Source organism: Exiguobacterium sp. s22, assembly GCF_018617455.1.
Lineage (GTDB): Bacteria > Bacillota > Bacilli > Exiguobacteriales > Exiguobacteriaceae > Exiguobacterium.
In genome coordinates, this window is sequence record NZ_JACSKD010000002.1 from 277,522 (window position 1) to 300,009 (window position 22,488).

The 22,488-nt window shown below is 49.8% G+C and carries 22 protein-coding genes and 1 riboswitch; of the genes, 20 read left to right on the forward strand and 2 right to left on the reverse strand.

The window, feature by feature from the left end:
• The first annotated feature begins 2 nt into the window (after nucleotides 1–2).
• The 5 genes from KNO94_RS05200 to gcvH all read left to right on the forward strand — a co-directional run bounded on the left by KNO94_RS05200 (nucleotide 3) and on the right by gcvH (nucleotide 4,627).
• Nucleotides 3–1,175 carry an acetyl-CoA C-acetyltransferase gene (locus KNO94_RS05200; RefSeq protein WP_012726865.1) on the forward strand — a complete coding sequence of 391 codons (1,173 nt, stop codon included), beginning with the start codon at nucleotides 3–5 and terminating at the stop codon, nucleotides 1,173–1,175.
• 13 nt (nucleotides 1,176–1,188) lie between these two features.
• Nucleotides 1,189–2,973: an acyl-CoA dehydrogenase family protein gene (locus KNO94_RS05205; protein WP_214683894.1), complete on the forward strand. Its 1,785-nt coding sequence runs from the start codon at nucleotides 1,189–1,191 to the stop codon at nucleotides 2,971–2,973.
• A gap of 89 nt (nucleotides 2,974–3,062) precedes the next feature.
• Nucleotides 3,063–3,794, forward strand: coding sequence for a hypothetical protein (locus KNO94_RS05210; protein ID WP_214778020.1), 732 nt, complete (start codon nucleotides 3,063–3,065; stop codon nucleotides 3,792–3,794).
• Nucleotides 3,795–3,841: 47 nt separating this feature from the next.
• Entirely contained in the window at nucleotides 3,842–4,195 is a 354-nt protein-coding gene (locus tag KNO94_RS05215) for an arsenate reductase family protein (RefSeq protein WP_214778296.1), read from the forward strand.
• A gap of 48 nt (nucleotides 4,196–4,243) precedes the next feature.
• Nucleotides 4,244–4,627, forward strand: a complete 384-nt coding sequence (gcvH, locus tag KNO94_RS05220; RefSeq protein ID WP_012726861.1) for a glycine cleavage system protein GcvH — start codon at nucleotides 4,244–4,246, stop codon at nucleotides 4,625–4,627.
• A 40-nt stretch (nucleotides 4,628–4,667) separates the two neighbouring features.
• On the opposite strand, the gene KNO94_RS05225 is transcribed toward gcvH, so the two are convergent.
• Complete coding sequence (locus KNO94_RS05225) at nucleotides 4,668–5,723, reverse strand: PTS sugar transporter subunit IIC (RefSeq protein WP_251125827.1); 1,056 nt, start codon at nucleotides 5,721–5,723, stop codon at nucleotides 4,668–4,670.
• Nucleotides 5,724–5,903: 180 nt separating this feature from the next.
• On the opposite strand from KNO94_RS05225, the gene KNO94_RS05230 reads away from it, so the two are divergent.
• The 11 genes from KNO94_RS05230 to KNO94_RS05280 all read left to right on the forward strand — a co-directional run bounded on the left by KNO94_RS05230 (nucleotide 5,904) and on the right by KNO94_RS05280 (nucleotide 17,033).
• Entirely contained in the window at nucleotides 5,904–6,161 is a 258-nt protein-coding gene (locus KNO94_RS05230; RefSeq protein ID WP_214778024.1) for a thioredoxin family protein, read from the forward strand.
• Nucleotides 6,162–6,610: 449 nt separating this feature from the next.
• Nucleotides 6,611–6,717: riboswitch (SAM riboswitch) on the forward strand.
• 77 nt (nucleotides 6,718–6,794) lie between these two features.
• Complete coding sequence (locus tag KNO94_RS05235) at nucleotides 6,795–7,823, forward strand: methionine ABC transporter ATP-binding protein (protein WP_214741558.1); 1,029 nt, start codon at nucleotides 6,795–6,797, stop codon at nucleotides 7,821–7,823.
• Nucleotides 7,813–8,475 carry a methionine ABC transporter permease gene (locus KNO94_RS05240; protein ID WP_214741556.1) on the forward strand — a complete coding sequence of 221 codons (663 nt, stop codon included), beginning with the start codon at nucleotides 7,813–7,815 and terminating at the stop codon, nucleotides 8,473–8,475. The genes KNO94_RS05235 and KNO94_RS05240 overlap by 11 nt, the downstream gene beginning before the upstream one ends.
• Nucleotides 8,476–8,505: 30 nt before the next feature.
• Nucleotides 8,506–9,339 (forward strand): MetQ/NlpA family ABC transporter substrate-binding protein, encoded by an 834-nt coding sequence (locus tag KNO94_RS05245; RefSeq protein WP_214741553.1) that lies wholly within the window; start codon nucleotides 8,506–8,508, stop codon nucleotides 9,337–9,339.
• 101 nt (nucleotides 9,340–9,440) lie between these two features.
• Complete coding sequence (locus KNO94_RS05250) at nucleotides 9,441–10,655, forward strand: MDR family MFS transporter (RefSeq protein ID WP_214778028.1); 1,215 nt, start codon at nucleotides 9,441–9,443, stop codon at nucleotides 10,653–10,655.
• Nucleotides 10,656–10,833: 178 nt separating this feature from the next.
• Nucleotides 10,834–11,595: a Fe-S cluster assembly ATPase SufC gene (gene sufC / locus KNO94_RS05255; RefSeq protein ID WP_214742399.1), complete on the forward strand. Its 762-nt coding sequence runs from the start codon at nucleotides 10,834–10,836 to the stop codon at nucleotides 11,593–11,595.
• 12 nt (nucleotides 11,596–11,607) lie between these two features.
• Nucleotides 11,608–12,876 carry a Fe-S cluster assembly protein SufD gene (gene sufD, locus KNO94_RS05260; RefSeq protein ID WP_214778030.1) on the forward strand — a complete coding sequence of 423 codons (1,269 nt, stop codon included), beginning with the start codon at nucleotides 11,608–11,610 and terminating at the stop codon, nucleotides 12,874–12,876.
• 1 nt (nucleotide 12,877) lies between these two features.
• Entirely contained in the window at nucleotides 12,878–14,098 is a 1,221-nt protein-coding gene (locus tag KNO94_RS05265) for a cysteine desulfurase (RefSeq protein ID WP_214778032.1), read from the forward strand.
• Nucleotides 14,088–14,522, forward strand: coding sequence for a Fe-S cluster assembly sulfur transfer protein SufU (gene sufU / locus KNO94_RS05270; protein ID WP_026825487.1), 435 nt, complete (start codon nucleotides 14,088–14,090; stop codon nucleotides 14,520–14,522). The genes KNO94_RS05265 and sufU overlap by 11 nt, the downstream gene beginning before the upstream one ends.
• A 19-nt stretch (nucleotides 14,523–14,541) precedes the next feature.
• On the forward strand, nucleotides 14,542–15,939 hold the full coding sequence (sufB, locus tag KNO94_RS05275) for a Fe-S cluster assembly protein SufB (protein ID WP_214778034.1): 1,398 nt from the start codon (nucleotides 14,542–14,544) through the stop codon (nucleotides 15,937–15,939).
• Between the two features lie 110 nt (nucleotides 15,940–16,049).
• A complete protein-coding gene (locus tag KNO94_RS05280) occupies nucleotides 16,050–17,033 on the forward strand; it encodes an L-lactate dehydrogenase (RefSeq protein ID WP_214778036.1) in 984 nt (327 codons plus the stop codon).
• Between the two features lie 35 nt (nucleotides 17,034–17,068).
• On the opposite strand, the gene KNO94_RS05285 is transcribed toward KNO94_RS05280, so the two are convergent.
• On the reverse strand, nucleotides 17,069–18,451 hold the full coding sequence (locus KNO94_RS05285; RefSeq protein WP_214778038.1) for an alanine/glycine:cation symporter family protein: 1,383 nt from the start codon (nucleotides 18,449–18,451) through the stop codon (nucleotides 17,069–17,071).
• A gap of 92 nt (nucleotides 18,452–18,543) precedes the next feature.
• Between KNO94_RS05285 and KNO94_RS05290 the strand changes: the two genes are divergently transcribed.
• The 4 genes from KNO94_RS05290 (at nucleotide 18,544) to KNO94_RS05305 (ending at nucleotide 22,483) form a co-directional block, all read left to right on the forward strand.
• Entirely contained in the window at nucleotides 18,544–18,816 is a 273-nt protein-coding gene (locus KNO94_RS05290; RefSeq protein WP_214778039.1) for an acylphosphatase, read from the forward strand.
• A 203-nt stretch (nucleotides 18,817–19,019) separates the two neighbouring features.
• The gene (brnQ, locus tag KNO94_RS05295; protein WP_214778041.1) at nucleotides 19,020–20,339 is read left to right on the forward strand and encodes a branched-chain amino acid transport system II carrier protein; all 1,320 of its coding nucleotides are present in this window, start codon (nucleotides 19,020–19,022) and stop codon (nucleotides 20,337–20,339) included.
• A 105-nt stretch (nucleotides 20,340–20,444) separates the two neighbouring features.
• Nucleotides 20,445–21,626: an MFS transporter gene (locus KNO94_RS05300; protein WP_214778043.1), complete on the forward strand. Its 1,182-nt coding sequence runs from the start codon at nucleotides 20,445–20,447 to the stop codon at nucleotides 21,624–21,626.
• 11 nt (nucleotides 21,627–21,637) lie between these two features.
• The gene (locus tag KNO94_RS05305) at nucleotides 21,638–22,483 is read left to right on the forward strand and encodes a DUF72 domain-containing protein (protein ID WP_214778045.1); all 846 of its coding nucleotides are present in this window, start codon (nucleotides 21,638–21,640) and stop codon (nucleotides 22,481–22,483) included.
• The last annotated feature ends 5 nt before the right edge of the window (nucleotides 22,484–22,488 follow it).

Sequence of the window (22,488 nt, forward strand, 5' to 3'; positions counted from 1 at the left end):
AGATGAGGGAAGCAGTCATCGTAGCCGGCGCACGGACGCCGGTCGGAAAAGCAAAACGCGGTTCGTTCCGTAACGTACGTTCGGACGAGCTCGCGGGATATGCCATCAAGGCAACGCTTGAGCGTTCAGGATATAAAGGCCCGATTGATGACGTCATCATGGGTTGTGCGATGCCAGAAGCGGAGCAAGGGATGAACATCGCTCGCTATGCGGCGGTCCGGGGGGGACTGTCGCACGAAGTTCCAGCGATCACCATCAACCGCTACTGCTCGTCAGGTCTTCAAGCCATCGCGGATGCGGCGGCGAAAATCATGATTGGTCAAGCGACGGCCATCATCGCCGGCGGTATGGAGTCGATGAGCCAAGTCCCGATGGGTGGTCACGTCATCCGTCCAAACCCACACATCATGGAGACGGCACCAGAGTACTACATGAGCATGGGGCATACGGCAGAACGTGTCGCAGCTGAATACAACATCTCGCGCGAAGACCAAGATGCATTTGCTATCAACAGTCACCAAAAGGCGGCGGCAGCCATCGCAGGTGGCAAGTTCCAGGAAGAAATCGTTCCTGTGACGGTCATCGAGCACGTACTCGGTGAAGACGGGAAAGTCGCGGAAGTGGAGAAAGTCGTCAAGCATGACGAAGGTGTCCGCGCCGATTCGACAATTGAAGCGCTCGGTAAACTTCGCCCGGCTTTCAAAATCAAAGGATCGGTCACGGCGGGTAACGCTTCACAAGTATCCGATGGAGCAGCAGCAGTTCTCGTCATGGACCGTGAAGAAGCAGAACGCCAAGGATTGCAACCGATGGCCAAGTTCCTCTCGTTCGCGGTCGGCGGTGTCCGTCCGGAAGTGATGGGAATCGGTCCAGTCGTCGCCATTCCGAAAGCACTCGAGATGGCCGGCGTGAAGTTAGAAGAAGTCGGATTGTTCGAGTTGAACGAAGCGTTCGCGAGTCAGTCACTCGGTGTCATCCGTGAACTCGGCATCGATCCATCGAAAGTGAACGTGAACGGCGGCGCCATCGCCCTCGGTCACCCACTCGGATGTACTGGAGCAAAACTTTCAGTCTCAATCTTGCATGAGATGAAACGACGCAATGAGAAGTATGGGGTTGTCACGATGTGTATCGGCGGCGGAATGGGCGCGGCTGGTGTCTTCGAATTACTTTAAGGGGGAATCGGATATGGAACGTACAGAACATGAATTGATTAAAGGCGGTAGCTTTGTCATTGACGCACTCGACGCAGAGCGTCTCTTCACACCAGAGGATTTCTCAGATGAGCATAAGATGATTGGTGACACGACGGCTGGATTTGTCGATGACCGCGTCATGCCAGTCCTCGAGCGCATCGAGAAACACGAGTTCGATCTCTCTGTCGAATTGTTGAAAGAAGCGGGCGAGCTCGGTCTTCTCGGAGCAGACGTTCCTGAAGAGTACGGCGGTTACCAACTCGATAAAATTTCATCTTCAATCATCACGGAGCGCTTCGCGAAAGCACGTTCGTTCGCACTCAGCTACGGCGCACACGTTGGGATCGGGACGCTCCCGATCGTTTTCTTCGGATCAGAAGAGCAAAAGCACAAGTACTTGCCAAAACTCGCGACAGGCGAATGGATCGCGGCTTACGCGCTCACTGAGCCAGGCTCAGGGTCTGACGCCCTCGGTGCGAAAACGACAGCTGTCTTGAACGAAGCGGGCACGCACTACGTCTTGAACGGTGAGAAACAATGGATCACAAACGCGGGCTTCGCAAACGTCTTCGTCGTCTACGCGAAAATCGATGGCGACAAGTTCAGTGCCTTCATCGTCGAGCGTGACTTTAAAGGAGTCTCAACAGGCGCAGAAGAGCAGAAGATGGGAATCAAGGGCTCGTCGACACGTACGCTCATCCTTGAAGACGTCGAAGTACCAGTCGACAACCTTCTCGGTGAAATCGGAAAAGGTCACGTCATCGCCTTCAACATCTTGAACGTCGGTCGTTACAAACTCGCAGTCGGAGCAGTCGGTTCTTCAAAACGTGCATTCGACCTCTCGGTTCAATACGCGAACGAGCGCAAACAGTTCAAGACACCGATCAGCCAATTCCCACTCATCCAAGAGAAATTGGCGACGATGGCAGCGAACATCTATGCGATGGAAAGTTCAGTCTATCGTACAGGTGGTTTGTTCCAGGACAGCTTGGACGCACTTGGTGACGAGAACATGCGCGACGGATCGAAAGTCGCACAAGCAATCGCAGAATACGCAATCGAATGCTCACTCAACAAAGTATTCGCTTCTGAAACGTTCGACTACGTTGTCGACGAAGCCGTTCAAATTCACGGTGGATACGGATTCATGGCAGAGTATGAAGTCGAGAACCTCTACCGTGACTCACGGATCAACCGTATCTTCGAAGGAACGAACGAGATCAACCGTTTGATCGTCCCAGGTACGCTCCTCAAGAAAGCGATGAAAGGTGAATTGCCGCTCCTCGCAGAAGCGCAAAAACTTCAAAAAGAGCTCATGAGCTACATGCCACAAGAATTGGACGGCTCACCACTCGCTCGCGAGAAGATGCTCCTTTCGAACATGAAGAAGATCAACTTGATGGTCGCAGGTACAGCGGTTCAGAAGTATCAACAAGACCTTCAAAACGAACAAGAAATCTTGGCGAAGATTGCAGACATGATCAGTGCCATCTATGCGCTTGAAGCAGCCATCGCTCGTACAGACAAAGCGATTGCCCGTTCAGGCGAAGAGAAGAACACGCTCAAAGTCCGCTATACAGAAATCTTTGCGGAGCAAGTATTCAAACAAGTCGAACTCATGGCGAAAGAAGTATTGTACGCAGCGGCGTCTGGCGACGAGCAGCGTATGCTTCTCTCGGCAATGAAGAAGTTCAGCCGCTATCAGCCGATCAACGTGATCGGGACGAAGCGCGAAGTCGCAGCGAGCCTCATCAAAGCGAACAAGTTTATCGTCTAATCAAATGGACAGAAAGGGTGGACCGGACGCGGTCGACCCTTTCTTTTTTTGAGCTCTGCCACTTACAATAGAGACGAGGGGGAGAGACGATGACAAAACGAGATGTATTACTCGACCGGATGGAACGAATTGGGGAATCGGTCGCCGCACACGAAGGAACGCTTATGTTGCTTGCACTAGGTTCGATCGGACAAGAGACGGAGCGGTTGGATGAGTATTCCGACCTCGATTTCTTTTTGATTGTCGAGGATGGGCAGAAGGCGCGCTTTATCGACCGACTCGACTGGCTCGAGGTCGAACCGCTTCACTATCAGTTCCAAAACACGAGAGACGGACATAAGATCATGTATCATGACGGCATTTATGGCGAGTTCGCCGTGTTTGAACTGCACGAACTGTCGACCATCGCCTATACGCCAGGACGTGTCGTCTGGCGACGTGACGAGGCGCTTGAGGTATTTGCAACACCACATCTTGCAATTTCCCGTGAAGCAGCGGCTTATTATTATGAAGAGGCGTTGACGAACCTATATGTCGGCTTGCTACGGGAACGTCGTGGCGAGACGCTCGCCGGATTCGAACTTGTCCAGGTCGCGGCCGTTCAGAACGTGTTGAAGGCGATGGGGGAACATGGAGACCCGTTCAATCCGACACGTCGGGTCGAGTCGAGACATCCAAAAATGATTTCTTTCCTGTTGGGCGGGGTATTAGGATATGGCAAGTCAGGCGTCGCAGCAGCGGCAATCTTACGTTTTATCGAAGAGCGATATGAGGTCAATCCAACGATGAAACGAGAGATTGAACGGTTGCTTGAGACGTGAATAGAATTCTCTAGATGTGCTACATTGAAAAGAGAGGTGATGAACAGATGGTGACACTATACGGCTATCCACCATGCAGTACATGTAAAAAAGCAGAAAAGTGGTTGAAGGAACAAGGCATCGAGTATACATATGTCCATATCGTCGAATCCACGCCGACGAAAGAGGAACTCGCTGAGTTATGGAAACAATCGGGTCTACCGCTCAAAAAGTTCTTTAACACGAGTGGGCAAGTCTATCGGAACGAAGGGATCAAGGACAAGTTACCAAATCTATCAGAAGACGAACAAATTGAGCTATTAGCAAGCAATGGTATGCTTTTGAAGCGACCAATCGTCACAAACGGTGAAAAAACGACCGTTGGATTTTCAGAAAAGTCCTTTACGGACGTTTGGGGCTAAGTGCTATAATACAGATGTGAGTCTAATTTATTTGAGGGGGAAGTTAGGATGAGCAAAGTACCAGCAAATTTACGTTATTCAAAAGAACATGAGTGGGTAGAAGTGAACGGAACGAAAGCCCGCATCGGCATCACGGATTTCGCACAAAGCGAACTAGGGGATATCGTGTTTGTCGAACTCCCAGAAGTCGATGGTACGATTTTGCTCGACGAGCCATTCGGCTCAGTCGAATCAGTGAAGACGGTCTCTGAGTTGTATGCACCAGTATCTGGTCGCATCACGGCAGTGAACGAGGACCTCGCGGATTCTCCAGAACTCGTCAACGAGTCACCGTTTGAAAACGCATGGATGATCGAAGTCGAGTTGACGGAAGAGTCAGACCTCGACAAACTCATGTCTGCGGAAGAATACGAAGCAATGATTCAAGGATAAGTAAAACCGGCCTCTCCGATGGAGAAGCCGGCTTTTTTGTTTACTCGAAATCGAGTCGGTAATGATCGGATTGGACGAGTGTCGTCCGTTCAAACACACGATAGAAGAAGATTCCGAGTGCGACCGGAATCAGTCCGAACAAGACGATGACGAGCAGGACGTTGAAGAGGGCGAATCCACCTGGCATGAGATGAAGGGCGTTCACCGGACCGATGAGTCCTGACACCCCGAACCCGGCGCTAATTGGCGTTCCCTCAATTTTTAGGATTCCAGCGAGCGCACCGAGAATCGCCGCATTCGCTAAAATGGGAAGCATCATGATGGGACGTCGGACAAAATTCGCCATCTGAATCTTCGGAGACCCAAGGAAATGGGCAATCGATGTGCCGGTCGCGTTCGCCTGCCATCCGGCAATCGCGAGACCGAATCCAGCGGCGACGACGCCAAGGTTCGCCGCACCCGCCGCAACACCGGACAAGCTGATGGCTGTTGCAATCCCGACAGTCGAGATCGGTGAGACGATGATGAGTGAGAACGCCATGGCGATCAAGATCCCCATGAGCACCGGTTGAAGGTCAGTCATCGTCATGATGAGTAGACCGATATACGTCGTGATCTGTGAGATGTACGTCAACAAGAAGGCCCCGATGCCTCCTGCAACGACAATGATGGTCATCGGCATAACAATGACCGTATACGTCTTCAAGTGGGGAGCGAGCTTCATGACAAGAAGCGTAGCAATCGCAGCGGTCACACCGGCTGTGATCACGTCACCGATGCCCGCCATCACGAACGCCCCTTCGTCGATTCGAACGGCGCCACTACCGACATACGTTGCAATCGCAATCGTTCCTGCCTCTAAAATCGATCGTCCGAACTGCATGGCGACTGCAAGACCGATTATGGTCGGGAGGAGTCGCATCGCAATCGTCGTCGCATCCAATATGAATTGAAGAGACGGAAAATACGGAAGTATGGCTTTCGTTAATTCGCCGAGCAACGCGCTCGGGATGAGTGCGATCAGAATCGCCATGCTGAGACCGTTTAAGACGTTCATCGTGAACTGTTTCATAGTACCTGTTGTTGGTTCCGTCATCATTCATTCACCTGTCCTTCTTCTTTACTGTTATGTACAAAAGCGATAAAGTTAGAACCCATATTATTCCTCTCTTTAGAAAGAGTCAAGTGAATCATTGAAAAATTCTGAATTTTTACGAGAGCACGATTTTTGAACGGGACTCAAACGATGATTATAATGACAAGAGAGGTGAGGAAAATGATTACAGACGGATTCTTATATATATACGCTCCGATGTGTGGTACATGCGCTGTGGCGGAAAAAATGTTAACGGTTGTCGAAGCGATCGACCCTGAAATTAAAATCGAAAAGCGAGATGCGAACTATATCCCAAAAGAGTTAGAAGCCTACCAAGTGATGAGCGTACCCGCCCTGTTGAAGCTTGAAAATGGCGAGGTTCAAGATCGATTATACGCGTTTCAAAATGTGCAACATGTCCTCTCTTTCGTGAAGTGAGAGAGGAACATTAGAATAATCTGAAAATTTTAAATAATCAGTTGACACAGAAAGTTCACGAATGGTATGTTCATTACAACATCTTACTTGAACACAAAATAGGACGCGATATTCCCGATATCAAGACGTTTTGGCGAAGCCGCTGCTACCTCTATACGAATACACGTCAGTCTTCCCTTCGATTGTCCCCCAAAAAAATCAAGCGAAGACAGACGTTCCGTATAATCGCACGGTCCAAGCCAAGATCGAGTGATGATTGGTGAATCTCCCCCATATAAGGATGTAAATCTTGAACGGGCAAAAGATTTTCATCTATGGGCTGTCCTTCCGTGACTCAAGGTGCTACGTTCTGTGTCGTCCTCGGACGGCACCTTTTTTTATTTTTTTGAAAAAAGGGTTTGACAGCAGAAAAAGCTGTCGCTATGATAAAGCTAATCGAATACACAACACTCTTATCAAGAGAGGCTGAGGGACTGGCCCTATGACGCCCAGCAACCGCGGAGCAATCCGAAATGGTGCTAATTCCAGCAAGGTGAGAAACCTTGACAGATGAGAGCAATCGTTGTCCGTACGATAAAGTGCGCACGTTTGCTCAAACGTGCGCGCTTTTTTTGTTGTCAGGAGGGAAAGGTATTGATTCAATTACGAAACGTCGCCAAATGGTTCGATACGAAAAATGGTCGTGTCCAGGCGGTCGATGATGTATCACTAACGATTGATCGCGGTGAAATTTTTGGAATAATCGGATATTCGGGGGCGGGAAAATCGACGCTCATCCGATTACTCAACCGTCTCGAGTCACCGTCAAGCGGTGAAATCGAGGTCGCCGGGAGTGAGCTCACGAAGCTTAGCCCGAAAGAACTACGAGGAGTTCGCAAGAACGTCTCGATGGTTTTCCAGCACTTTAACCTTCTGTGGTCGCGCACGGTCGCAGAAAACATTAGTTTCCCACTCGAACTGATCGGGGTTCCGGCAAGTGAGCGGAAACGACGCGTCCAGGAACTCGTCGAGCTCGTTGGCTTGGCTGGTCGCGAGGATAGCTATCCATCGCAATTATCGGGCGGTCAAAAACAGCGAGTCGGGATTGCCCGCGCGCTCGCTACGAATCCAGAGGTTCTCCTCTGTGACGAAGCGACAAGCGCGCTCGACCCGAAGACGACGGATTCGATTCTCGAACTGCTCGTCAGCATCAATAAGAAGCTCGGATTGACGATTGTCCTCATCACGCATGAGATGCATGTCATCCAAAAGATTTGTCACCGTGTCGCCGTGATGGAGGCCGGAAAAGTCGTTGAGACCGGTCAAGTCTCGGACGTGTTCCAACATCCGGAGCAACCGATCACGAAAGAATTCGTCAAGCAAATCGGAGCAGTGGATGACATGTCACTTACGTTCGAACACTTAAAAGAACGGTATCCGAGCGGTCAAATCGTCAAATTGAAATTCTTGAACGAGACGGCAGAACAACCAATTTTGTCTGACGTCCTCAAAACGCATGACATCGGATTCAACATCATCGGCGGAAACGTGACCCAGTCACAGGTAGGTGCGCTCGGTACGCTATTCATCCAACTGATTGGGGAAGCAAGTGAAATCGAACGTGCCATCACGTCGATTCGTTCGCAATCCGTAGAAGTGGAGGTGGAAAGCGATGTTTCCTAACGTAGACTGGCAAATCATGATGGAACAGACCTGGGAGACGCTCTATATGACGCTCGTCGCAGGTGTGGCGACGTTTGTGATCGGACTCGCTTTAGGGTTGATTCTCTATATTACAAACGAATCACTTTTATTGAAAAATCGTCCGATTTACGTTTTTGTCAGCGCGGTCGTCAACGTGTTCCGTTCGATCCCGTTCATCATTTTAATTATCTTACTCATCCCATTTACGTTGTTCCTACTCGGTACGATGCTCGGTTCGACGGCGGCGCTTCCAGCGCTCATCATTGGAGCGGCACCGTTTTACGCCCGTATGGTCGAACTTGCGCTTCGTGAAGTCGACCGTGGGGTCATCGAAGCGGCCGAGTCAATGGGAGCGACGAAATGGCAGATCATTTATAAAGTCTTGATTCCGGAAGCTCTTCCGGCAATCGTGTCGGGACTCACGGTGACAATCGTGGCAATCGTCGGTTATACGGCGATGGCGGGAGTTGTCGGCGGTGGTGGACTCGGGAACTTGGCCTTCTTAGAAGGATTCCAACGTTCACAAAACGACGTCACGTTCGTGGCGACGGTGTTCATCTTGATCATCGTGTTCGTCATCCAATTTATCGGGGACCGACTTGTCACGAAGATTGATAAACGTTCAGCATAATTACACATATACCATTTGGAGGGATTCATGATGAAAACTTGGAAAACAGTACTTGGATTGACAGCATTATCAGCATTCACGGTTCTTGCGGCTTGTGGCGGGGAAGAAGCAGAGACAGGTTCTGGCGATGACAAAACATTGATTGTTGGTGCGTCAAACGTACCGCACGCTGAAATTTTAGAGCACGTACAAGAAGAATATGAGGCAAAAGGATACAAACTTGAAATCAAGAAGTTCCAAGACTACGTGCTTCCGAACAAAACACTCGCGAGCGGGGAACTCGATGCGAACTACTTCCAACACGAGCCATACCTCAAATCACAAATGGCTGAGAACAAGGACTACAAATTCGCATCCGCAGGTGGCGTTCATATCGAGCCGATCGGTGTCTACTCACAAAAATACAAATCGCTCGACGAACTTCCTAAAGGTGCAGAAATCATCATGAGCTCATCAGTGGCTGACCACGGACGCATCCTCACGATGCTTCAATCAGAGGGTCTCATCACACTTGCGGAAGGTAAAACAGTCGATGCGACAGTCGCTGACATCGTTGACAACCCGAAAGACTTGAAGTTCAAAACAGATGTGGAAGCAGCACTTCTTCCGACGGCATTCAAGAACGGAGAAGGTGATGCGGTCCTCATCAACACGAACTATGCAATTGATGCAGGTCTCAACCCACTTGAAGATGCGATTGCACTCGAAGGGGAAGATTCACCATACGTCAACTTGATTGTTACACGTGAAGGGGACGAAGACGACGAGCGCGTCAAAGCACTCCTCGAAGTATTGACGTCTGAAGAGACACAGCAGTGGATCTTGGACGAATACAAAGGTGCGGTCGTACCGGTCAAACAATAAGTCATCTCGACTCAGGAGACTTCCTCCTGGGTCTTTTTTTGTCTAGTGTTCTTTTATAAAGAGAAGTACACTACATATATGAAAGAAAAGGGGGGATTTGGATGAAGCTCAGACAGATTCATCCACTGACGTGGGGCGTCCTGTTCGGGACGTTTTTTGCACGACTGGCGACGTTTTTTGTCATGCCATTTTTTGCGATCTATCTGGCTACGCTCGGCTTTTCAGCGAGTGTGATCGGAACGATCTTTGCCGTGACGGCACTTTCAGGTCTGTTCATGAGCTTCTTTGGGGGGACACTCTCTGATCGGTATGGACGAAAACAGCTCATGTTGATCGGGATCGTGCTCAATGCCGTCACCTTCGCAGGACTTGCGCTTGCGACGGAACTGTTTTGGTTTTACATGCTATCGATATTGATGGGGATGTCACGGTCTTTCTTAGAACCGGCTTCGCGTGCACTCATCAGTGATACGACGCAGGCAGACCAACGGGTCATCGTCTATAATGTCCGTTACTTCATGATCAATATCGCCGCGGCCATCGGACCACTCTTGGCGGTCGTCTTGTCACTCACCGGTGTGAAGACCGCATTCTTTGTCGTGACGGCAGTATACATATTGTATGGAATCATCATCTCGATTTTGTTTTATAAGTATCCGTTTGAAGAAGGAGATGGGGTCAAAGTACGACCACGCTTGACGGAGACGTTTCGGGTCCTGCGGGACGACCGGACGTTTCGGGCGGTCATTATTGGGATGGTCTTTGCGATTATCGGTTATAGCCAGTTCAATTCGACGCTCCCGCAATTCATCGCGCTACGCGATGGATTAGAAGAAGGCTCGAGATTATTCGCCTACTTATTGACGACGAACGCCATCACGGTCCTCGTCGTCCAATATCCGATCATGCGTTTTGGGATTCGTGTCTCCCCGATCAAGTCACTTTTCTTCGGGATTTCGACGTTGTCATTCGGGCTTTTGCTCATCGGTTTTGCGACGGTAGAGTGGGTCCTCTTTGTCGCGATGGCCATCTTTACCGTCGGTGAGGTGTTGATGTTCACGATGACGGACGTCTTGACAGATGAACTCGCGCCGGAACATTTACGAGGCACTTATTTCGGGGCGATGGGATTGACATCACTCGGTCAGACGGTCGGACCGATTATCGGGGGTGTATTACTCGATACATTCGGTCAGTCATCGCTTCCTGTATTCGGAAGTTTGGCGCTCTTGACGGGGTGCGGTGCCTTCTTCTTCGCGGCTGCCGTACGAGAGCGGAAAGCGGTCCTCGCACTCGTCGAAGAGAATGCCGGATAATGTCTTGATTTCCTACTATTAGCATTCTCAACTTTTATCATTCTATTGAGAATGAATTCTAAGGTGAGTCGCTTGAAATAAAAAAATGACTAGTCTAAGATTAGAATATATCTAATCTACGCCATTCACTATGGCGAGAAAATACGGAAGGGGTATCCGAATGTCTAACGTACCACAAATGAAAATTGATGACCTCCGCGTCTCAATCGAAGGAAAAGAGATTGTCAAAGGTCTTAACCTAGAAATTAAAGGTGGCGAAATTCATGCCATCATGGGTCCGAACGGGACTGGTAAATCAACACTCGCATCAGCACTCATGGGTCATCCACTTTATGAGGTCACTGGGGGAAGCGTCGAATTAAACGGCGAAGATGTCCTCGAAATGGAAGTCGACGAGCGCGCACAAGCAGGGATGTTCCTTGCGATGCAATACCCGGCTGAAATCAGTGGCGTGACAAACGCGGACTTCTTGCGTTCAGCAATCAACGCACGTCGTGAAGAAGGTCAAGAAATCTCGCTCATGAAGTTCATCCGTGAACTCGATGCGAAGATGGAACTTCTCGAAATCCCTTCAGAAATGGCACACCGTTACTTAAACGAAGGATTCTCAGGCGGTGAGAAGAAACGTAACGAAATTCTTCAAATGATGATGATTCAACCGAACATCGCTATCTTGGATGAAATCGACTCAGGTCTTGATATCGATGCCCTTAAAGTCGTTGCCAAAGGCGTAAACGAAATGCGTTCAGAAGAGTTTGGCTGCTTGATCATCACGCACTACCAACGTCTCCTCAACTATATCGAACCAGACTTCGTACACATCATGATGGAAGGTAAAATCGTCATGTCTGGTGGCAAAGAGCTCGCACAGCGACTCGAAGCAGAAGGTTACGACTGGGTGAAGCAAGAACTCGGAATGACAGTAGACACAGAAGCGTAAGGAGGCTGTACGATGACCGTACAATTTGAATTGGATGCACAAGCGTTGTCGGCACGTGCAGAAGCGCTCGGTGGACCAGCATGGATGGTCAACCGTCGTAAAGAGGCAGCAGAACTTGCGCCGACACTTGCTTTGCCAAAAGTTGAAAAGATTAAGATTGATAAATGGGACTTCACAGCGGGTGATGTCGAGCTTGAACAAAAAGACGGTTTGACAGCAGACATCGAATCACTCCTCGGAGACCACCGGACAAACGTGCTCGTTGAACGCAACGGTCATGTCGTCTTTAACCAATTGTCGATGCCAGAAGGCGTCTTGTTCATGGGAATCAAAGAAGCGATGGAGCAACATCCTGAGCTCGTTGAGAAATACTTCATGACTGAAGGCGTACGTGTCGATGAAGAACGTCTTTCGGCGTTGAATGCTGCCCTCACAAACGGTGGTGCATTCATCTATGTACCGAAAAACACGCAATTGAAAGATCCGCTCCAAGCCATCTTCACGATGGAACAAGCGAACGGTGCCCTCTATCACCACACAATCCTCGTCGCAGACGAAGGCAGTGAAGTGACATACATCGAAAACTTCCTTTCAGGCACGAATGAACCGCACACGGTCAACGTCGTGACGGAAGTATTCGCTGGAGAGAACGCGAAAGTCGTCTTCGGTGGTGTCGATCAGCTCGCTGAATCAGCCCTTACGTTCATGAACCGTCGCGGTGTCGTCTATGCGAACGGTCGCCTCGATTGGGCGCTCGGTCACATGAACGACGGGAACTCGGTCGTCGAGACGAAGACTCACCTCGTCGGCGACAACACGTACTCAGATACAAAAGCTGTGACGATCGGTCGCGGTGCACAGAAACAAAACTTCAACATCCGTACCGATCACTTCGGAAAAGCATCTGAAGGGTTCATCTTGATTCACGGTGTCCAAAAAGACGCAGCCACTGCAATCTTCAGCGGAACATCGATGATTCATCACGGTGCCTCTAAATCGAATGGTGTTCAAACAGAGCGCGTCTTGATGCTCTCTGAAAAAGCACGTGGGGATGCCAACCCGATTCTTCTCATCGATGAAGATGATGTTATGGCAGGTCACGCGGCATCAGTCGGTCGTGTCGATGATGTTCAATTGTACTACTTGATGAGCCGTGGATTGTCTCGCCAAGAGGCAGAGCGTTTAATCATCCACGGATTCTTGACGCCTGTCGTCGAAGAACTCGCAATCGATTCGGTCAAAGACCGTCTCCGCGAAGTCATCGAAGGGAAAGTACGTTAAGATGTTGAACGCCTCGATTCGTGAACAGTTTCCGATTTTAAATCAGGAAATCAATGGACACCCGCTCGTTTATCTTGATAGCGCGGCGAGCTCACAAAAGCCGCTCGCTGTCATCGAGGCGATCGAGGACTATTATCGTCGCAACCATTCGAACGTGCATCGTGGCGTCCATACGCTCGGGACGCAAGCGACGGATGCGTATGAAGGAGCACGCGAACGCGTCCGCTCGTTCATCCATGCGGCGGTTCCTGAAGAAATCATTTTCACTCGTGGGACGACGACGGCCATCAACTTGGTCGCATCGAGCTACGGAGATGCGAATGTCGGTGAAGGCGACGAGATCGTCCTCACCCCGATGGAACACCATGCGAACTTGATTCCGTGGCAACAACTCGCTAAACGCAAAGGCGCGACGCTTCGATACGTCGAACTCACGCCGGACGGACGGGTCACACTCGATGCCGTTCAAGCCGTTTTATCGGACCGGACAAAAATCGTCGCGATGAGCCACGTCTCGAACGTACTCGGGACGATCAACCCGATTGCCGAAGTCGCACGACTTGCGCATGAGAAAGGTGCCGTCATGGTCGTCGATGCCGCACAAAGTGCACCGCATCGAAAATTGGACGTTCAGGCGCTCGATTGTGACTTCCTCGCCTTTTCTGGACATAAGATGCTCGGACCGACTGGAATCGGTGTCTTATATGGGAAAAAACAACTCCTAAAAAACATGGAGCCGGTCGAGTTTGGTGGCGAGATGATCGACTATGTTGATTTATATGAATCGACGTGGAAAGACATCCCGTACCGTTTTGAAGCGGGGACACCGATTATCGCCGGAGCGGTCGGACTTGCAGCAGCCATCGATTTCTTAGAAGAAATCGGTCTCGAGAACGTCGAAGCACACGAACGTGAACTCGCGTCTTATGCGATCGAGCAGATGAAAACGATTGAAGGGATTGAGATTTACGGTCCTGAAGATCGCGTCGGTCTCGTCACGTTCAACTTGAAGGACGTGCATGCGCACGACCTCGCGACCGTTCTCGACATGCAAGGCATCGCGGTTCGTGCCGGTCACCACTGTGCACAACCACTCATGCGTCTTTTGAAGCAATCATCGACGGCACGGGCGAGCTTCTATTTGTACAACACAAAAGAAGAGGTCGACCGCTTCATCGAGGGATTACGTCAAACGAAGGAGTATTTCAATTATGAGTTTTAATAATCTCGACATGTTGTACCGCCAGGTCATCATGGATCACTATAAAAACCCAAGAAACCGTGGCGTCATCGAAGATGGCGTGACGGTGGACTTGAACAACCCGACATGTGGGGATTCGCTTCGTCTTCAACTACAAGTCGAAGACGACATCGTCAAAGATGCGAAGTTCGAAGGGGAAGGCTGCTCGATCAGTCTCGCCTCGGCATCGATGATGACTCAAATCGTCAAAGGGAAAACAGTAGAAGAGGCGCTTCAACTCGCCAACATCTTCTCTGAAATGGTTCAAGGCAAAGAGTACGACACGGATACGTTTGACCTCGGTGATATCGAGGCGCTCTCAGGCGTATCGAAATTCCCGGCTCGAATCAAGTGTGCCACGCTCGCGTGGAAGGCGCTTGAAAAAGGAGTAGACGAGGACGCGTAAGGAGAAGGAGGAGACCGATATGGCAAAGAATATGCCGGAAATTGGCGATTATAAATACGGCTTCCATGATCGGGACGTTTCGATTTTCCGTTCAGGCCGCGGCTTGACGACAGAAATCGTAGAAACGATCTCGCGCATGAAAGAAGAGCCACAATGGATGCTCGACTTCCGTTTGAAGTCGTTGGATCACTTCAACAAGATGGCGATGCCGACATGGGGCGGAGACCTCTCGGCACTTGATTTCGACGAAATCACGTACTATGTCAAACCATCTGAAAAGACAGAACGCTCATGGGACGAAGTACCAGAAGAAATCAAGTTGACGTTTGATAAGCTCGGTATCCCAGAAGCAGAGCAAAAATACTTGGCAGGTGTCTCGGCTCAGTATGAGTCTGAGGTTGTCTACCACAGCATGCAAGAAGACTTCGAAGCGAAAGGTGTCATCTTCAAAGATACCGACACAGCACTTAAAGAAGACGAAGAGATCTTCAAAGAGTACTTCGGGAAGTTGATCCCGCCGACGGACAACAAGTTCGCGGCCCTCAACTCAGCAGTTTGGTCGGGTGGCTCGTTCATCTACGTACCAAAAGGCGTGAAACTCGAGCAACCGCTCCAAGCCTACTTCCGTATCAACTCGGAAAACATGGGGCAGTTCGAGCGTACGCTCATCATCGTCGACGAAGGCGCATCGGTTCATTACGTCGAAGGTTGTACGGCACCGGTCTATACAACGAACTCGCTTCACTCAGCGGTCGTTGAGATCTTCGTCAACAAAGATGCATACTGCCGTTACACGACAATCCAAAACTGGGCGAACAACGTCTACAACTTGGTAACGAAACGTGCAGTCTGTGAAGCGGGTGGATCAATGGAGTGGATCGATGGAAACATCGGATCGAAACTCACGATGAAATACCCGGCTGTCATCTTGAAAGGGGAAGGCGCACGTGGGATGACACTCTCGATTGCCCTCGCTGGTAAAGGACAGCACCAAGACGCAGGAGCGAAAATGATTCACCTCGCACCGAACACGTCTTCGTCAATCGTCTCGAAATCGATTTCGAAACAAGGCGGAAAAGTATCGTACCGTGGAATCGTCCACTTCGGCCGTAAGGCGAAGGGCGCGCGCTCGAACATCGAATGTGACACGCTCATCATGGACAACGAGTCGACGTCGGATACAATCCCGTACAACGAAATCTTGAACGACCAAGTGTCGCTCGAGCACGAAGCGAAAGTCTCAAAAGTGTCAGAAGAGCAACTCTTCTACCTCATGAGCCGTGGAATCTCGGAAGAAGAAGCGACAGAAATGATCGTAATGGGCTTCATCGAGCCATTCACAAAAGAATTGCCAATGGAATATGCGGTCGAAATGAACCGTCTCATCAAATTCGAGATGGAAGGTTCGATTGGATAATTGCTTGAATAACGGACTCCCTGTAAAAAGGGGTCTGTTTTTTTGTTATGTCCATGCCGTATGTAGGGTATGCTAAATAAGAGAATGATTCATGGAAAGGAAGGATCTACATGACACGTATTCCGCATAAAGATGATATTGACCCGAAAGATATCACTCGCATCGCCGTCATCGGTGCGGGGTGGGTCGGGGTCAGTTTTGCTTATCAATTATCAACGGCAGCCCTTTGCGAGGAGCTCGTCCTGATCGACTCGAATCATGCCAAAGCAGAAGGGGAGGCAATGGACCTGAATCATGGGATCTCGTTCGCCCCGACACCGGTCCGAATTTGGGCAGGGGATTACTCGGATTGTAAAGACGCAGACATCGTCGTCATCACGGCAGGAGCTGCACAAAAACTCGGCCAAACACGGATGGACCTCGTCGAGCAAAACGCGAAAGTCGTCCGCACCGTGACACAAGACTTGATGAAGAGTGGATTTGACGGCATCTTAGTCGTCGCGACGAACCCGGTCGATGTCATGGCACACGTCGCGTGGAAGGCATCGGGTCTACCGAAAGAACGTGTCATCGGTTCAGGGACGGTCCTCGACACGGCACGACTCCGTTACAAACTCGGAGACTATTTCGAATTGTCGCCACGTAACTGCCACGCCTATTACATGGGGGAACATGGCGATACGGGATTTGTCGCATGGAACAATGCGCGCATCTATGGAAAAAGTATCGATGAACTGTTAGCAGAGAACGAGGAGTATCAGTTTGAAGATTTACAAGCCATCTATACGGACGTGCGCGATGCTGCTTACCAAATCATCGAGCATAAAAATGCCGCCTATTATGCGATTGGGGTCGGCTTGCTACGCATCATTCGTGCCATCGTCCGAAATGAAAATTCCGTCGTGACGATTGGGGCTCATTTAGAAGGCGAGTACGGGGCGAGTGACGTGCATATCGGTGTACCGGCCTTGATTGACCGGAGCGGCATTCGCAAGATTATCGAGATTGAATTGACGGACGAAGAACAACAGAAGTTTGATGCCTCCGTACAAGCTATCAAAGCTGGAATCGAGAAAGTTGAACCGGCATCCTAAAAAAGATCCGACTGCGTGAGCAGTCGGATTGTTGATTAGGACGCCTCTTCCTCGGCGATATCTTTCTTATAGTACTTCTCGGACGTGAAGAATTCGGTCGTCAATCGTTTCACTTCACCACTTAGAAGCAAGACGGCAATCATGTTCGGAATAAGAATCATCGCGAGCATCAAGTCAAGGAAGTTCCAAATCATTTGGGCGCCTCCAATTGAACCGATGACGATCGAGCCGATATAGACGGCTTTCATGATTTTTCCTGCCGTCAAACCGAACAAGTACTCGGCCTGACGTGAGCCGTAAAAGATGATGACGATGATGGTCGAGAGCACAAAGAAAATGAGCGAGACGGTGACGAGTAGGCTTCCTGTATAACCAAAGTATTCATTGAAAGCGATCGTCGTTAAGGCCGCTGGGTCTTCCATCGCTCCGTCTGCCGTCCAGACACCAGAGGACAAGACGACGAAGGCAGTCGTGCTACAAATGATGAGCGTATCGATGACGATTCCGATGACGGCCCAGAACCCTTGACGCACCGGATGATCCGTCTGTGCAGCGGCATGGGCGATCGGCGCCGTTCCAAGACCCGCTTCGTTCGAATAGAGTCCACGGGCAAACCCCCAACGAATCGTCTCGGCAACGGCGGCTCCGGCAAATCCACCAAACGCGGCCATCGGTTCGAACGCGTACGAGAAGATGAGACTGAGAACGTTTGGAATCTCAGAGATGTTCATCAAGACGATGACGAGTCCGGCTCCGACATAGACGAGTGCCATGCCGGGAACGACAACCTCGGTCACTTTCGCGATGCGCTTCAGTCCACCGAAAACGATAATACCGACAAGAATGGCGACGACAATCCCGGTGATGAGCGTGTTCCCATTGAACGTCTCGCGGACTGCCGAGCTGACAGCGTTCCCTTGTACCATGATACTCGGGATGAGTTCGATCATGAGGGCGAAGGCGAACCAAGTCGCAAGCCATTTCCAACGAAGTCCTTTTGAAATGTAGTAGACAGGTCCCCCGACGAATTCGCCGGCGTCATTCTTCTCACGATAGTGAACGGCCAGGACACTCTCTGAGAACTTAATGGCCATGCCGATGATGGCGATGACCCACATCCAGAAGATGGCACCCGGTCCCCCAAACATGATCGCTGCAGGTACACCGATGATGTTCGCGGCCCCGACTGTTGAAGAGAGGGCTGATGTCAACGCTTGTCTCGGACTGATATCACCTTCACCTTTCGGCTTTTTGAAGATGCTGCCGAACGTTTGCTTAAATATGTAGATGGGATAACGAAACTGAAAGAAACCAAGTTTGATGGTAAGAAACACACCGGACAAGACGAGTAACGAGATGATCGGCACACCCCAAAGCCAATTTGAAAAACTCGTGACGATATCGATAACTGCATTCATATAACCACTCCAATTCCATTATTTTACTTAAATACTGTTTCCTAAAGTAAGGACCACTAAACATCTTTGTCAAAATAAAGGAGGAATATAGAATGAGAGTCGCCAAACATTTGGTCGTATCTGGACGTGTCCAAGGCGTCGGGTTTCGATACTTTTCACAAGAGACCGCTCGCCAATACGGAGTCAAAGGATGGGTGCGCAATCTTAGTGACGGGACGGTCGAACTTCATGTTGAAGGCACACATGGAGACATCGAGTCATTTCAAAAAGCTTTACAAGACGGCAATCGTTTCGTCGGCGTCGAGCGAATTGACGAAGCGAAGGCAGATGATCAAGGATTCCGTAAATTCGAAATCCGGTATTAAACGCTTACATTCTCCTTCATGTCGAAGGGGATTTTTTTGTGAAATCTACATTTCAAAAAATTAAACCTCGAATTTTAGAGATGGGGTGGTCAAACGATAGGAAGTGTGTATAATGAAATAGACCAAGCGATATATTGTCAGAAAATTTAGTTATTATTTTTTTGTTAAGTCGTTCGGAATATCAAGTGTATGGAGGTAGTTGTATGAAAAAATCGACATTGTTCCCGTTAGCGTTTACGATTTTTGCTTTATTCTTTGGGGCCGGGAACTTGCTGTTCCCACCAGAGCTCGGCGCCTTGGCGGGGGAAAACCTCGTACCGGCGATGATCGGGTTCGTCATTACGGGTGTCGGTTTACCGCTTCTTGCTTTGTTCGCAGTCGCTCGGGTCGGCGGCGGAACAGATCAAATTGCTCGTTATATTCCAAAGCGTCTCGCGCTCATCTTGACTGGATTGATGTATGTGGCCATCGGACCATTCTTTGGAATCCCGCGTACGGCCGCTGTCACGTATGAAATGGGACTCGTCCCGTTTCTTGATGCACCTTCTACTTTGACACTTGCGATGTGCTCGACCGTCTTTTTCGGGTTGACGTTCTTCTTGACGCTCCGTGCTCAAAAGTTGATCGAGGTCATCGGACGCATCATCACACCAATCCTCTTGTTCTTGCTTGCCGCGATTGGAATCACAAACCTTGTCGCTCCTCTCGGGGAGCCAGGAGCTCCAGCGGAAGGGTTTGAGACATGGGTTGGCGCACTCGGCCAAGGTTTCCAACAAGGTTATTTGACAATGGATGTATTCGGGGCCCTCGTCTTTGGGGCAATCGTCCTCGTCACGTTGAAAGCCAATGGATTGAGTGATCAAAAAGAAGCGTCTTCGCTCCTTCGCTCTGCAGGGATGCTCGCGGTTACCTGTTTGATGCTCGTCTATATCTCGCTCGGTTCAATCGGTGCGAATATGACAGTCGCAGAAGGAACGACAAGTGGTGCAAGTCTTCTCCAAGCGTTCGCTGGTACGTCTTACGGACAAGTCGGAATGCTCGCGCTCGGGTTAGCGGTCTTCCTCGCTTGTTTGACAACAGCAGTCGGACTCATCTCAGAGTTCTCACGTTTCATCAGCAACCAGTTCGCTTCACTCAAGTATCATCATGTCGTCATCGCGACAACGTTGTTCGGCTTTTTGATTTCACTTGTCGGCTTGAGCTCGTTGATTCAAATCGCCGTGCCGCTTCTCACGCTCCTCTATCCGGTCATGATTGCCCTCGTGCTCGTATCGGTGACGGAACGTCTTCAGCGCAATCCTGGAGTGGCGATGAAAGCGACGATTTATATGGCGCTCGTTCTCTCGTTCTTTGAAACGTGGAATGGCATCCAGCCATCTGCGGCAACTTCTTGGATCGGAAGCTTGCCAATGTCGGATATCGGACTTGCTTGGGCCGTTCCAACGATGATCGTGTATGCGATCACGCTCCTCCTTCCGAAGAGCGCGAACGAAGAGTCTTTAGCTCAATCCCGCATCTCATAAGTCCAGCCCATCCTTTGGTCAAGGATGGGCTTTTTTCTGTCTTATTGTTTGCCCATATGTGAGCTCAAACAGTAAAATGAAGAGGTGAAAAGGGAGTGACGTGTATTGACGACAAAACAAAAAAATCAATTGGCGATCCTTATGCTAAATATGTTTATCGCCGTGGCCGGGTTTGGGATTATCATTCCAATTATTCCGGATTACTTAAAGATGATTGGCGAAGGAGGGACGGCGGCGGGTCTCATGATTTCCGTATTTGCGGGAGCTCAGCTCGTCATGTCACCGATTGCCGGGAAATGGGCGGATGTGTATGGTCGCCGTCTCATGATTATTCTCGGTCTGATCGGATTCACTATCTCGATGGGAGTCTTCTATCTTTCGGATAACTTATCGATTTTACTCGTGTCACGTGCCATCGGTGGTGTCGGGGCTGCGCTCTTGATTCCTGCCATCTTCGCTTATGTGGCAGATATCACGACACTCGAGCAGCGAGCACGTGGGAATAGTTATATTTCCGCGGCAATGTCGCTTGGAATCGTAGTTGGACCAGGAATCGGTGGGTTCTTTGCTGAATTCGGCTTGAAAACTCCGCTACTCGTTTCGGCCATCGTCTCATTTGTCGCCGTGATTTCTTCGGTTCTTCTACTTAAAGAGCCTGACCGAGCTCCTTACGTGGCACCAAAAATCAAAGAATCGTTACCGACACAACTGGTCATGTCGACACGAAAACCATATTTCTTCGTATTGATCATCAACCTCGTGATGGCGTTTGGTCTGATGGCATATGAGTCGGTGCTTGGGCTTTATGTCAGTGAAATGTTCCGAGCGACACCTCAAGAAATTGCCATCATGGTGACTGGAACAGGAATCGTGAGTGTCATCGTTCAATTGTTCGCAGTCGATCGGCTCGTTGAATGGATGGGAGAGGTCAAGGTCGTTCTTGCCTTCATCGCACTCGCTTCTTTTGGTTTCTTGTTGTCCTTATTTGCGGGGACTTATATGCTCTTCTTCGCAGTAACACTCGTGATCTTCTTATCGACGTCCATTTTACGACCGGTGTTGAATACGCTCGTGTCGAAACTGGCTGGTAATGAGCAAGGTCTTGCGATGGGGATGAATAATGCGTATATGAGTATCGGAAATATTTTAGGACCAACACTTGCGGGGATTGCCTTTGATATCGATATGCGTTATCCGTTCATCATGGGACTCGTCCTGTTACTCGTCACGTACGCAGGAACTTGGAATTGGTCGAAACGGAAAGCATCTGCCATTTCAGAGACATAAAGGAGGACGTTATGATTTACGTAGGTGTGACGGGGTGGGGGGACCACGATTTATTATATACGACCCCAGAAGAACGAAAACATAAATTAGCGACGTATGCGGGACATTTCCCGACCGTCGAAGTCGACTCGACCTTCTATGCGATTCAGCCTGTCAGGAATTTTGAAAAGTGGGATGCTGAAACACCGGATCACTTTCAATTCATTGTGAAAGTTTCCAGGGAAATGAGTGGGCACGACCGTGAACCGAAAACACCTTTGATTGAGTTGTTTGAGCGTTATCGTGTTTCTGTCGATCCGCTGAAGCAGGCAGGGAAGTTACGTGCCGTGCTCGTCCAACTACCTCCTTGGTTCGATGTATCAAAACCACATCTTGACTATTTGCGAACACTTCGTTCGGAGCTCGCCGATTATGAGATTGCCATCGAGTTCCGGAATCCGACCTGGTTCTCGGAAGCATTTCGGGATCGGACGCTTCAATTTTTAGCGGAACAGCGGTTCATCAATACGATTTGTGATGAACCACAGACGAAAGAGAGTAGCATCCCGTTCGTACCGGTCGTCACACATCCAGACGTGGCGGTCGTTCGATTACATGGGCGGAATACATCAGGTTGGCTCAAGAAACCGGGAATGACGAGTCAGGAATGGCGACATGTTCGTTGCCTGTACCGATATAGCGAGGAAGAATTACAGGAGCTCGCGACCTCGCTTCGCGAGATTGACCACGAAGCGAAAGAAGTATATGTATACTTCAACAATAACTCGGCGGGAGACGCGGCACCGAATGCCAAGCGCTTGATTGAAATTCTTGGACTCGAATATGAACTCGCACCAAGACAAATCAGTTTGTTTTAGAAAGA